Origin of the sequence: Aliidiomarina minuta (assembly GCF_003987145.1) — a bacterium.
Lineage (GTDB): Bacteria > Pseudomonadota > Gammaproteobacteria > Enterobacterales > Alteromonadaceae > Aliidiomarina > Aliidiomarina minuta.
The window spans coordinates 75,980-89,669 of sequence record NZ_PIPL01000001.1; the positions used below are offsets into that span (position 1 = coordinate 75,980).

Sequence of the window (13,690 nt, forward strand, 5' to 3'; positions counted from 1 at the left end):
GGCTGAGTACTAATCGGCCGGATAAAGAGGCGGTAGTTTAGCATCATCAGATTGTCGTTTGGACTGGTGATGCAGGCGTTGGATACTTTGCCATAACTTATCTCCTTGCTCCCAATTCAGCTCACGGCCGTTGTATAAGCATTGTTGCAGTATATGTATCTGGTGGTTTAATTCGGTATCCTGCAGTTGCCTGGCGAGACTATCCAGGTTGTTTAACTGGTTCTCTGGATGGCGACTGTTAGCCCAGTTGAGCAAGGCCTTACGTGCATCCCGGGCGTTGTTTTGTTTACACGCAAGTTTTAAGCGTTGCAAAGGTTTGCGACTGGGAGCCGGGACCTGACCGGAGCCTGCTTTCTCAGGTTTTGCTGCAGCAGATGTGCGCTGGCGCAGGTATAACCAGATGCAGCAAAGTAGTGTAATAAACCACAATGCGGCAAACAGGCTAGCTGCTGGACTCCACCAGTGCTGTGGCTGGTTAGCCGGGGTAGTATTCGTAGGTTGCTCTTCCTGGTCCAGGGGGGCAGCGTCACTACTGAATGTTTCTATATCCATAGCGCGAGGCGAGGGCACACCACCTGGTGGTGCAACGACTTCAACCTGACGTTCCGGGATACGCGCGGTTTCCTGCTCACCAGTTTCTGTATTCCACCAGTTCACCTCAATGGCGGGTAAGGTGAAGTTACCTTCTTCTGTGGCAATAATAGCTCCCCGAAAGCTCGCCTGAGCTATTCTCTCGCCCTGGGCGCTATAGCTTTCACGTTCGGTGCGTTCAGGGTAGTAACGTAGCTGAGCTGGATAGTCAGGCGATATATCTGGTAACTGTTCATCATGCACGCCCTGTGCAGTAATGGTAATGCGACGGGTGACCGGTTCTCCCAGAGTTAATTGCTTATCTTCTTCCCATTCGTCTTCTATAGCTACTTGCCGGCTGGGTAGCCAGCGGCCTTCATAACCGCTTGGCTGTGGTGCTACTTCCAATTCTATATCTGGTGCCAGAACAGTGACACTTTGTGGACGGCTGAACCCGGTAAAAGAACGCGGTTGTTGCTCTCTGACCTGACCGTCAAAACGACTTCCTTCAAGTACAAAGGAGCCACTGCGGCGGGGTGTCACAATGTAATTGCGGGTAATCACCCGGTAACGTTGGCCATCAATAATCTGCTGGCTTTCCTGATCCTGTCCCACTTGCTGAATATCTGAATTGTCGAGAGATGGGGGGCTGATACTGCCGCTTTCTAATTGATGTGCAATGTGCAGGCTAACCTTGTAGCGAATCTGCTGTTGAATATAAGGAGATGCAGTATCGACCTCGGCCGTCAGAAAAACTGGGCCCCGGCTACCAGTGTCTGCAGCCGACGGTTCTATCACTTCAATTTCAATAGCTTGCGTTCTATTGCCCTCAATTTCAAAGGAGGGGATCTGATAAGTACCGCTTTGTCGAGCGACCAGCGTAACTTGCCAGCGAGTCTGTCGACTCATTTGTCCTTGTATCAGACGAGTAGAGCGGTCAACCGAAGTTGCGCCAACTACAAAGTCCTGCATTAACGGAGCAGAGCGAAAGGCGGACTGAGGTAAGTCATCGTTAGCAGCGATAGTCAGCGTAAAAGACTCGTTCACAATGACCGGGTTTTTATCCACACTCGCGGTCACATTAATGGCCTGAGCCTGGCTCGGAAATGCCAGGCCGTAAAGGCTGAATGTCAGGAGTAATGTTAGTATTCTTACCACTGTTGCCGTGCTCCTCTAGGGGGTTGTTCTGTCTGGCGACGTTGGGCCTCGATGCGCATACGATTGCGCAACAGCGTGGCCGGATCATCAGGTATGCGACGCAATAATTGCTCAAGTTCCTCACGTTCTTCGTCTGATAAGTCATCTTCATCCGCTAGCTGAGCCTGAGCTTGCTGTAACTCTTCTTCGCTCATGCCTGGGTCATCATCAGAGGGTGCCGGTTCAGCCTGTTCTTCTTCATCGTTACCCGGCTCCGCTTCTTCTGTTGCATTTTCATCGGTATCGGCTTGCGCATCCTGTTGAGCATCGTGCTGATTATCACCCTGTTGTTCCTGCTCCTGGTTTTCCGCTTCACTGGGATCTGATTCTGCGTCGTCTTCGCCTTCACCTTCTGAGGGAGGTTGTTGTTCTTTCAGTTCATCAACTAACTGTTTGTTCTCTTCGGCTTGTTGCCAGCCAGGGCGACGTTGTAAGGCCTGGTCATAGGCGTCGCTGGCTTGTTCTAAGTCTCCGAGTTGGGCGTAGCTGTTCCCCCGGTTGTACCAGGCTTCGGCACTGTCGTCCCTGGAGAACTCCTGTATTGCAGTCTCGTATTCGCCAGCACGATAAAAAGCATTACCACGTCGCAAAGGGTCCTGGTAAAGTTCGGCAGCAGGTTCGTACTGGCCTTGTTCGTACAGAGCCTGGGCCCGTTGCTGCGTGTTTTGCAGCGAACGCATAACCGGATTTTCTGCTGCCTTGAGCGGGGGCGGTAGTAATAATAGCAAAGGTAACACTGACCAGAGTACCCCGCGGCGGCTAACGATAAGGGCCAGCGGCAATAGTAATAACGCCAGGTATGGGCCCAGATCCCGCCATTGGTGGCTATCTGCCGTGGACTCCTGGTCGCTGAGCTGTTCGTGGGCAGGTCCTTGCTCTAGCAGCCTCTGGATATCTCTGTTGTCAGCGCTTAAGCGGCTGTAGCGACCCCCTGTCTGGCGGGTGACACGGCTAAAGTAATCTGGATTTAGCTGAGCCATGACGATACGGCCCTGATTATCACGCAACATGTCACCACTTTGCAGGCGAATGGGGGCACCTTCACTTTGTCCTGCTGTTAACGCTGAAAGGCGATGTTGGTTGTTAGCGAAGAACTGATTGAGCTCCTGCATGTCATCACGGCTCATACCTGCAGATAACCAGTAAATTTCACCTTGCTGAATACCGCTGTCTTTAAGCAAACGATCGGCTTCCTGCATGGCTAACAAAGGGTAATTACCAGCGACCGGCATGATCTCGGGAGATAACCCAGGTAGCAGTGTGAGAATGTTGTTCACATCAGGAGTCAGCGGCGATATGGTAAACGCGTCACCAGCATAAGCAACAAGCCCAACCTGAGCCGCCTCAATGTTTTCCAGTAAGTCTATTGCTTTGTATTTCAGGCGTGTCAGCCGGTCGGGAGAAACGTCTGATGCGCGAGTAGATAAACTCATATCCATCACAATGACGACGCCTCTGTCGGTTTGCTGCAGTGGTACCAGGGTTTTTTCCCAGGTAGGGCCGGCGAGAGCAACCGAGGCTATAATCCATGCACTGCACACAAGAATAATAGGGCTACGGGATTTCTGCTCAGCTGGCTGCTTAACCAGTTGAGTTAATAAATGTGGGGCAATGAATTTCTGCCAACCGCTGTTATTACGCAGGTAACGGGATAACCAGGGTAGTAACAAAACGAGTACGACTATCGCCAGCAACCACAGCGGCCGTAAAAAATGAAAGTCGCTAAACACGTCGCCCTCCTGAAAGTACAGTCATACTGCATAAATGCAGTAATGCCAGGACAAAAGCTAAGGCCAGCGGCCAGTGAAATAAAGCTTTGCGCGGTCGCATTGAGTTTTCTTCGTCCTGAATCGGTTCTATTTGATCAATAAGACGATAGATTTGTTCCATCTCGGCACTGTTCCTGGCCCGGAAATACTGACCTCCACTGGCTTCGGCAATTTGATTAAGAAATACTTCATCCAAATCAGCACTGGGGTTGATACGGCGTTCGCCGAAAATACCCCTTACCACCATTTCTTCTGATCCTATACCTATGGTGTGAATTTTAACATCATGACTGGAGGCAAGATGAAGTGCTTCTTCGGCGTTAATGACGCCCGTATTTATCATGCCATCAGTTAACATGAGAACCACCTGTTCTTCTGATTCGCGCTCGGTAAAGTAACGAATACTAAGTCCTATAGCGTCGCCTAAAGCGGTACGTTGCCCTGCCAGACCAATTTGTGCTTCACGAGCGAGCTGGGCTACGGTATTTAAGTCACGGGTAATAGGTGCATATACATAGGCGCTATCAGCGTAAACAATAAGGCCGACCCGGTCTCCTTTTCTGCGTTCAATGAAGTCTGCCAGAATATGATGTGCCGCTTCCAGGCGCGTCGCTTGTCTGCCATTGAGGGTCATATCATCGGCCTGCATGCTGGCTGACAGATCCAGCGCTATCATGATTTCGCGGCGTTCTTCCTGCAGCGTCACCGGCTCGCCGACCCATTGTGGTTGAGCCAGTGCACTGAGCAGTGCCAGCCAGGTCAGAACAGGCAGTAACCATAAGCGCACTGATCCCGGTAGTTGGTGGTTTGAAGCCTGTATCAGGCGAGCGGCATTAGGCAGTGGTAAAGGGGTGCGTTGCTTACTGGCTACGGGAGTAAGATGACGTACCAGCCAGGGCAAAGGGAAAAGCAATAAAATCCACCACCAGGCAAATTCAAACACCTTTTGCCTCCTTAGGATGACCTGGGGGCAACGCATAACGTACCCACTCTTTCATTATGCTGCGGTAAGCCTCGATCTCCTGATTTTGTTGCGGCCGGTACAGAGCGTCCTGCCAGCCTTCCAGTTGCGCACTGAAGGCAGCCTGACGTTTAGCTGGCATTTGCTGAACCATAAATTCGAACCAGGCACGGCCTTGTAAAGGAGCTATTTGCTGACGTGGAAAATAAGCTAAAGCAGCGCGTTTGGTTAATAAATTAAGTTCACTTAAGCTGTTGCCGCTATGATTTATCTGTACTAAAGCTGCCCGTTTTGCGCGCAGCCGAAGGTAGCGCTTTGTCCAATAGTAAGCAATAAATATAATTGTGCTCAGGAACAGTAAAATGAGCGCCCACCAACCCCACGCAAGCGGCCACCAGCTAACCTCGGAAGCTTCTACAATATCGTGTAATGGTAGCTGCATCGACTTCATCGGCCAATCTCCTGCCACTGCAATGGAAGAGGGGTAGCTGAACTTAAAGTGAATACGGGTATCCTGGCCTGATTTAACAGCTGCAAGCGTTGGTTATACCATTGACTGGCCTTTTTAGCATATGCGTCATTAGTACTTTTTAAACCTAACCAGAACTCACGTTCAAAGTCGCCGTCCCGGGCGCTGACCTGAACCGGGGAGCTGGCTGGCAATTGCTGTTCCATGGGGTCCTGTAATAAAATAGCCTGTACCTTGTTATGGATACTTAATGCCCTCAGGGTTTCGACAGATCGGGTATTAAGTTCATGAAAATCACTCAGCAAATAAACTTCAGCACCGGTTTTAACCAGTTTTTGCAAACGCTGCAGGTTGTCATTTAAAGTCTGTGTAACAGGTTGACTGGAGAAATTCAGAGCCTGTTGATGTGATTCAACCAGACTATGAATGAAACGAAGAACACCTTTATCACGGCTTAAGGGTTTTACTTCCTGATGTTTATCATCGTTAAATATAAGCCCGCCGACACGGTCACCCCGGTAAGCAGATTGCCAGGCAATAGCGGCTGCCACGTGGGCCGCCTGCACTGATTTAAACAGCAGGCTGGAACCAAAAAGCATAGAATGACTAAAGTCAGTCATAATAAATACCGGGCGTTCTTTTTCCTCACGGAAAAGCTTCGTATGAGTTTTTCCGGTGCGAGCCGTAACGCGCCAGTCAATAGCACGAATATCATCACCATTCTGATAGTGACGTACTTCGTCAAACTCCATGCCCCGGCCTTTAAATCGACTCAGTGAAGCGCCTCCGCGACCACGGGCGGGAACCTTGCTTTTGCGGGTTCCTTGCATAGTGCGGTAACGTCTGTAGTTGAGCAACTCGGGCAAAGCTAATGTTGCTCCCTGGCTATGCATGATGCTTAGCCAGTCAGAAATACTCTGTTGCCGGGTGAATAGAGCTTTATTCATAGTTTAAGGCGCAGGAACCAGGTTGAGAATTTTGTCCAATACCTGATTAGCACTGACACCATCGGCTTCAGCCTGATAACTTAAAATAAGTCGGTGACGTAGTACGTTATAAGCGACGGCGGTTACATCATCAGGAGTAACAAAGTCACGGCCTAATAACCAGGCCCGGGCCCGGGCGCAGCGCTCCAGGGCAATAGAAGCGCGAGGGCTGACACCGTATTCTATCCAGCTGGCTAAAGTCTCGTCATAGGCAGCTGGCTGGCGGGTAGCTATTACCAGTTGCACGATATAATTTTCCACCGCAGGCTCTATATGCAGGCTCATGGTCGCCTGACGAGCGGCAAAAATGGCTTTTTGACTAAGAGGTTCTGGCATATCGCTTTCCCCCCTTATGCTTTCGTTGCGCGTTAATTGCAGTATACGTCGCTCAGTAGCTGCATCCGGATAATCCAGCACCAGATGAAGCAGAAAGCGATCCAGCTGAGCTTCAGGCAAAGGGTAGGTACCTTCCTGTTCAATAGGGTTCTGTGTCGCCATAACGGTGAATAGCGGCGGCAGTGCGTAGGTCTTTTTGCCCACCGTTATCTGTCGTTCCGCCATAGCCTCAAGTAACGCTGATTGTACTTTAGCCGGTGCCCGGTTAATTTCGTCCGCCAGTATTAAGTTATGAAATAGCGGACCTGGCTGAAATTTGAAGTCGCCGGTTTCGGGGCGATAAATATCAGTACCGGTTAGATCCGCAGGTAATAAGTCCGGAGTAAACTGGATGCGATGAAAGTTTGCTTCAATACCTTTTGCTAAAGCGTTGATGGCGCGTGTTTTAGCCAGACCTGGAGGACCTTCAACTAATAAGTGCCCATCCGCCAGTATGGCTATTAATAAATGCTCGGTTAATTCAGGCTGACCAATGACCTGACTATTTAAAAAATCGCGCAATTTGCGGAAGGCGTGCACTGCCATGCTATATCCTTATTTATTGTCGTAGTCGGTTTCTTTATCTTCTTGGAATGACTAGTCTTAAAGAAAATTCAGTCACTCTGATACCTGTTTACGCAGTTAGTTCGCGTTATAAGGCCAGTGTACAGAAAATCAATGGTTTAAATCTGTTAAATTTACAGTTAGAATCAGGTAATTTTTCGTGGTCTGACCAGTAACCGTAAAAGGGGAGTTCTATGTCAGCTTCAGCACAGTCTTTAGTTACCGCCAAAGGTGATCGTATTGCCATAGTGGCGGGTTTACGTACGCCTTTCGCTAAACAAGCTACCTATTTTCACGGTGTACCCGCACTGGATATGGGCAAAATGGTGGTTCAGGAACTTATCTCACGAACCGATCTGGATGCCGAGCTGGTACAGCAACTGGTGTTTGGTCAGGTTGTGCAAATGCCTTCAGCGCCAAATATTGCCCGGGAAATTGTATTAGGCACCACATTGCCAGTAAGCACTGACGCTTACAGTGTAAGCCGGGCCTGCGCAACCAGCTTTCAATCCGCAGCCAACATTGCCGAATCAATGCTGGCAGGTAATATTTCGGTTGGTATAGCTGGGGGGTCTGATTCTTCCTCGGTATTACCGATAGGGGTTTCCCGTAAGCTGGCTTTGGCTTTGGTTGATTTGAATAAAGCCCGTAGTACCGGGGCAAAGCTGAAAATACTTAAGCGTCTGGGTTTAAAAGATCTGATGCCGGTCCCACCAGCTATTGCTGAATATTCTACTGGACTTACCATGGGCGAGACTGCCGAGCAGATGGCAAAAAGTCATAATATAAGTCGCGAAGATCAGGATAAGCTGGCGCATCGTTCCCACAATATGGCGCATCAGGCCTGGGAAGATGGCAAGTTAGCACATGAAGTGATGGCTGCGCACGTAGCACCTTATGATGATTTCCTGGAGCGCGATAACAATATCCGCAGCGATTCGAAAGTGGAAGGTTACGCCAAACTGCGCCCTGCATTTGACCGTAAACACGGCTCAGTAACAGCGGCTAACTCGACGCCATTAACGGACGGCGCTGCGGCGGTACTGATGATGACGGAGAGCCGGGCAAAAGAACTGGGGTATAAACCTTTAGGTTATATCCGCAGTTACGCTTTTACGGCTATCGACGTATGGCAGGACATGCTGATGGGTCCTTCGTATGCAACGCCTGTCGCACTGGAACGAGCGGGTATGCAACTGGGTGATTTGGATCTGATTGAAATGCACGAAGCTTTCGCTGCTCAGACTCTGGCTAATGTGAAAATGTTTGCCAGCCAGAAGTTTGCACAGGAAAAACTGAATCGTAGCCAGGCAATTGGCGAAATTGATATGGATAAGTTTAACGTGATGGGTGGTTCTATTGCCTATGGTCATCCTTTTGCCGCTACTGGTGCGCGAATGATCACACAGACACTTAATGAATTGCAGCGTCGCGGTGGTGGGGTAGGTTTAACCACCGCCTGTGCGGCGGGTGGACTGGGTTCCGCAATGATACTGGAGACTGAATAATGAGTGAGCAAAAAGCATTTACCTTAGAAAAGCGTGACGACGGCATCGCTATTATTACTATTGATGTGCCGGGTGAAAGCATGAACACCCTGAAATCCAGTTTTGCTGATGAAGTGACTGATTTACTGGATGATATTGAAAATGATAGCAGTATTAAGGGCATCGTATTTGTCAGTGGTAAAGCTACCTCTTTTATAGCTGGTGCTGACATTCGCATGATCGCGGATTGTAGCTCGGCGGCTGACGCAGAAAGTCTGGCGCGGCAGGGACAGGCGTTATTTGACCGTGTAGAAGAACAGAAAGTACCAGTGATTGCCGCTGTGCATGGTGCCTGCCTGGGCGGAGGCCTGGAGTTAGCGCTGGCTTGTCATGGTCGGGTTATTAGTGATTCAGATAAAACCGTAATGGGATTGCCTGAAGTGCAGCTGGGTCTTTTACCTGGTTCTGGTGGTACTCAGCGTCTGCCTCGTAAGGTCGGTATTCAGCAGGGCCTGACCATGATGCTGACCGGTAAACAACTGCGTCCTAAACAAGCAAAAAAATATGGCTTAGCCAATGATGTGGTACCGCAAAGTATTTTACTGGAAGCGGCTATTGAGCTGGCAAAAAAAGGCAAACCTAAGCCTTCAAAGCCAAATCATGGCCTGGTGCAAAAAATTCTTGAAGGGCCTTTAAGTTCAGTGCTTTATAAAAAAGCGCGGGAACAGGCACAGAAAAAAGCACAGGGTAATTATCCGGCTATTGATCGCATCATAGACACTGTGTCTCATGGTATCAGCAAAGGCATGAAAGCGGGTCTTGAGCTGGAAGCCAAAAACTTCGGCGAGCTGGCGATGACGCCGGAATCGAATCAGTTGCGCAATATTTTCTTTGCTACCACTGAAATGAAAAAAGAAACCGGTGCTGATGGGGTTAAGCCAGACAAAGTTAAAAAAGCAGCGGTGTTAGGCGGCGGTCTTATGGGTGGCGGTATTGCCCATGTCAGCATTAACAAGGCGAAAGTGCCGGTACGCCTGAAAGATATTAATCAGGAAGGCATCAAGAATGCTTTGCATTATCATCATAGTCTGTTGAAACCCAAAGTTAAGCGCAAAATCATGCGCCAGGCAGAGCTTGAAAAACAAATGCTGATGCTGAGTACTACGACCGATTACAGTGGTTTTAAAGACGTCGATATCGTTAATGAAGCGGTATTTGAAGATCTGGATCTGAAGCAGAAAATGGTTTCAGATATTGAACAGAATGCCCAGAAAAGCACAATTTTCGCGACTAATACGTCTTCGTTGCCGATCACTAAAATCGCGGCTAAAGCAGAGCGTCCGGAGCTGGTCATCGGGCTGCACTATTTCTCCCCGGTCGAGAAAATGCCATTGGCAGAGATTATCACCCACCCTGGAACGTCGGATAAAACCATAGCGACGACAGTTGCTTTTGCTCGTGCCCAGGGTAAAACACCGATTGTGGTGCGTGACGGTGCTGGTTTTTATGTGAATCGTATTCTGGCTCCTTATATGAACGAAGCGGCACGTCTGTTACTGGACGGGGAGCCGATTGAGCATATTGATAAAGCGCTGGTTAAATTTGGTTTCCCGGTTGGGCCTATCACTTTGCTGGATGAGGTAGGTATTGATGTAGGTGCCAAAGTGGCTCCTATACTGGTAGATGCTTTGGGCGAACGTTTTGAGTCGCCGACAGCTTTTGACAAATTGCTGGACGACGGCCGTAAAGGTCGTAAAACTAAAAAAGGTTTTTATAAATACGAAGGCGGGAAAAAAGGCAAAGAAGTGGATAGCAGCGTTTATAAGATTCTTGACGTTTCCCCTTCGCAGCAGCTTGACCGTGAGCAGATAGTTGAGCGCACTATCTACCCGATGCTGAATGAAGCCGCCTGGTGTCTGCAGGACGATATTATCAATTCGCCACGGGATGGTGATATTGGTGCTATTTATGGGATAGGTTTCCCTCCTTTCCTGGGTGGGCCTTTCCGTTACATGGACAGTCTGGGCATAAAGCAGGTCGTGGAGAAGTTGCAGGCACTGGAAAAAGAACAGGGCGCTCGTTATGCACCTTGCGACCTGTTAGTGCAAATGGCTAAGGACAATACCCGCTTTTATTCTTAATGGGTGACTACTGATGTGAACGGCTTGTTGCTTTTAGCAAGCCGTTTATAGCGAAAGGCGCAATGTGCCGGCTCGCTGTATTCTGTATAATGGCTTTAGCGTTGCCCAAATCAGACAACAGGAGTGGTTATGATAGTACTACCCGTAGTCAGTATCCTTTCAGCCCTGTACTTTTATATACAGGCACTGAAAAACGCGATGCATCCGAAACGCTGGGGATTCTTAGGTTTGTGCCTGGGGCCTCTTGTGTGGCCTTTTTTCTCCACACATAAGCGTATGCACGAGTTGCGTCATAAAGTAGCTCAGGCGTGTTGTTTTAAGGCTTAATTCAGTCGTCTTCCGGGGTATCTTCAGTCTCCTTTATGGGTTCACAGGTTAAGAACATACTGGATGCACTTTGTAGCATGCGCTCTACTGCGAACTGAACCAGTTGCTGCAGGCTAATGCGGCTTACTTCTGCTGCCAGCTTATCAGCTAAATCAAAGTTATAGTCTTCAATGCCAATGCTTGTCCATAACCTCTGGGCGCGTATTCTCAGACTTGGATCTTTATCTTCCAGGTGGGTTAACACGCTTTGTTTAGCATCTTCCCAACTGTCATTATCTAATGTCGGTAGCTGTTCACAAAATTGCTGTATAAACTGGTCAATCGCCGACTCCATAGTCGCTAGTTCAGCATGTGGCGACTGCACGTAAAAGAGCAGACCAGGCCTTCCATTCATCGGTACATAGCTTGAGCCCACCATATACCCCAGCTGTTGCTCAGTGCGTAGCTGAGAGAAGAATCCTGGTGACACCAGGTGATTGAGTAACAGAAAGCTGGCTTTTTCTACCACAGATTGCGATTGGCCCTGACAAAATAAGGCGACCGCTTTGTCGGGGTGGGGCAGGTAGCTATAATTCAGTTCACGTTTACCGGGCTCCAATAAGCGGACTTCGCGCAACGGGCCTTGAGCGGGTTGACGCTTTAAACGTAATTTCTGGGTCACCAGACTGGTTAGGTGGCGGGCGGTTTCAACTGGCCAATCGCCGTGAATCAGCATACGTACATTCATATCTGAAAATAAAATGGGCAGCTGTTGACGGAAAAAGTCTTCCGTAATTTCAGGCATGGCAGATGCCAGCCCTTGTGCTGTGAAACAGCCTCTTTGCAGCTCCTGATTGAGGATAGTGAACAAATGATTTATTGGTTTATGTCGATTTACCGCCAGCCAGTTGTGATACAGGCTATGCTGAATAGCGTTGAAGTGCTGTTCGGCAAATTCGAAATTGGTTAACTCGCTAAGTATGCGTGATAACAACGCGGGTTGCTGCTCAGAGAAACCACTTAAATGAATACTGATACCGGACTGTTGTGGATAGAGGTTAAAGTTAATGCCGGCAATTTCGGCGTCGTAACAACGTTCATTCAGTTTGTCCAGAACCAGTTCACACCATAACCGGCTGCAGGCAAAAGCACTGCGTCTGACGGTTGCGTGAGGCAGACTTAATGACAGGTAAAGGTGCCCTTTCGGAACCCTGAATTGGGCATCCTGAAGATGCCATGCCTGTAATGACGCGACACTGGGCACTAAAGCTGGTTTATGGCGAACCGGTTCACGCAGGGGCAACGGGTTCTGGCGCTCAGGAATAAAGGGGTTTGCTGGTGGTAACCGAAGATTGCTGTTTTCGAGCGGGCTTGCATAATAGGCCAGTTTCTCTTCATCGATGTCATGAATGCTGTACGCAGTTTCATATAGTTCAGTGGTCTGGTTGACCGGTAAAGATTGATGAATGAGAGTAACTCGCGCCTTCTCTGGTTGCATGACCTGTAGCAATTCATGTGCTTTATCAATGTTCAGGTTGCGCATCAGGTAATCGCCGGTAATGCTGTGCTCTGGCTCATAATGCAGCATATTGATAGCTAGCTGAGACGCTAGATCTAAGGTTCGGATACCTTCCTGAAAACGAAACGCGAGGCCTATCATCTGCTGGCGCTCGGCATAATAATGCTTTTTTAATCCATGCTCTTTAACCAGAGCTATACCATTAAAAATAAGGCATATTACTTCATCGATCTGCTCAAGGCCGTTTTCTGTTAGCTGAATATTGAAGTTAAAGTCTTTAAAATTACTACCACTCACGCCACCGCCAGCTGACAGGGCAGTGGCCCAACCTCGTTGTCTCAATTCGGCACAGATGCTTCCCTGGCCTTCATAACCAAGAATATGGGCAAGGAAGCTGGTGGTCTTGTAGGGGTAATCGTCATTAATACTGGGAAATGGGAAAGAGAGTATTAAACGACAAGCTTGTTTTAAAGGTCGGACATGAATGCGTACACCGAGTTGTTGCTCGGTGTATAAAGGAACCTGCGGATAGTTAAGTTCTGCACCCCCTTCAGGAATAACAGAAAACCACTCTGTAGCTAATTGCTGTAACTCCGATAATGACTGAGGTCCGGCAAGAACAAGGCTTAGATGTTCAGCCTTATACCAGTCGCTAAAGAACTGTCGCAGCCTTTGCGCGGTAGTTTGCTGATCGCTATCGGCCAGAGTGTGTGCATTACCCACTGAAAATTTGGTAAACGGGTGTTCCGGGTTAGCGGTTTCTTTATGAACCTGATAAAGGCGGCGAAGCTCATCGGTCAGCTTCATTCGGTATTCAGACTCAACGGCCTGCAATTCTTTATCTATCCATTTCTGCTCGAATAGGGGGGCGATGAAAAACTGACTGAATCGGTCCAGGGCGGCAGAAAAATACTCAGGTTGGATATCAAAATAAAAACTGGTGTGCTCGGTGCCTGTCCAGGCATTGTGATGACCACCATGCTGACTAATAAAGTCGCCGTAATCAGATGGTTGTGGATATTTAGCGGTGCCCATAAAGAGCATATGCTCGAGAAAGTGAGCAAGTCCCTGCATTTCTTCAGGATCCTGAAAGTGGCCGGCATTGACACCGACTGCTGCTGCGCTATGAATGGCTTGTTCGTCATGCACTAAAATAACCCGGAGGCCGTTATCCAGCGTCAGGTACTTATAATCACGGTGATCATAAGGACTTTTTTCAGGGCGAAAATGGTCATCTGAAACGGCTGTGCCGGACATAAAAATCCTTACTTTTGAATGGAGGAATGATCATTCGGTTATAGCAGGATAAACATTAAAAACACAGCTTTAGCAGAGGGTTAGACCCT

9 protein-coding genes are annotated in these 13,690 nt (G+C 48.8%); 2 read left to right on the forward strand and 7 right to left on the reverse strand.

The annotated features are described in order from the left end of the window. Positions 1–9 precede the first annotated feature (9 nt). Genes CWE09_RS00380 through CWE09_RS00405 form a run of 6 tightly spaced genes read right to left on the reverse strand, consistent with a single transcriptional unit; the run spans position 10 to position 6,873 of the window. Positions 10–1,728 carry a BatD family protein gene (locus CWE09_RS00380; protein ID WP_126801931.1) on the reverse strand — a complete coding sequence of 573 codons (1,719 nt, stop codon included), beginning with the start codon at positions 1,726–1,728 and terminating at the stop codon, positions 10–12. Continuing rightward, positions 1,722–3,497: a vWA domain-containing protein gene (locus CWE09_RS00385; protein WP_126801932.1), complete on the reverse strand. Its 1,776-nt coding sequence runs from the start codon at positions 3,495–3,497 to the stop codon at positions 1,722–1,724. The genes CWE09_RS00380 and CWE09_RS00385 overlap by 7 nt, the downstream gene beginning before the upstream one ends. Then, positions 3,490–4,479, reverse strand: coding sequence for a VWA domain-containing protein (locus CWE09_RS00390; RefSeq protein ID WP_157982781.1), 990 nt, complete (start codon positions 4,477–4,479; stop codon positions 3,490–3,492). The genes CWE09_RS00385 and CWE09_RS00390 overlap by 8 nt, the downstream gene beginning before the upstream one ends. Beyond that, positions 4,472–4,948, reverse strand: a complete 477-nt coding sequence (locus tag CWE09_RS00395; protein ID WP_126801934.1) for a DUF4381 domain-containing protein — start codon at positions 4,946–4,948, stop codon at positions 4,472–4,474. The genes CWE09_RS00390 and CWE09_RS00395 overlap by 8 nt, the downstream gene beginning before the upstream one ends. Then, positions 4,945–5,913, reverse strand: coding sequence for a DUF58 domain-containing protein (locus CWE09_RS00400; protein ID WP_241974275.1), 969 nt, complete (start codon positions 5,911–5,913; stop codon positions 4,945–4,947). The genes CWE09_RS00395 and CWE09_RS00400 overlap by 4 nt, the downstream gene beginning before the upstream one ends. 3 nt (positions 5,914–5,916) lie before the next feature. Further along, on the reverse strand, positions 5,917–6,873 hold the full coding sequence (locus tag CWE09_RS00405) for an AAA family ATPase (RefSeq protein WP_126801935.1): 957 nt from the start codon (positions 6,871–6,873) through the stop codon (positions 5,917–5,919). 212 nt (positions 6,874–7,085) lie between these two features. Between CWE09_RS00405 and fadI the strand changes: the two genes are divergently transcribed. Both fadI and fadJ read left to right on the forward strand, forming a co-directional pair. Beyond that, complete coding sequence (gene fadI, locus CWE09_RS00410; protein ID WP_126801936.1) at positions 7,086–8,399, forward strand: acetyl-CoA C-acyltransferase FadI; 1,314 nt, start codon at positions 7,086–7,088, stop codon at positions 8,397–8,399. Then, complete coding sequence (gene fadJ / locus CWE09_RS00415) at positions 8,399–10,519, forward strand: fatty acid oxidation complex subunit alpha FadJ (RefSeq protein WP_126801937.1); 2,121 nt, start codon at positions 8,399–8,401, stop codon at positions 10,517–10,519. The genes fadI and fadJ overlap by 1 nt, the downstream gene beginning before the upstream one ends. A 328-nt stretch (positions 10,520–10,847) precedes the next feature. Here the strand turns inward: fadJ and CWE09_RS00425 are convergent, their stop codons facing one another. Further along, positions 10,848–13,601, reverse strand: coding sequence for an insulinase family protein (locus tag CWE09_RS00425; protein WP_126801939.1), 2,754 nt, complete (start codon positions 13,599–13,601; stop codon positions 10,848–10,850). Positions 13,602–13,690: the final 89 nt, after the last annotated feature.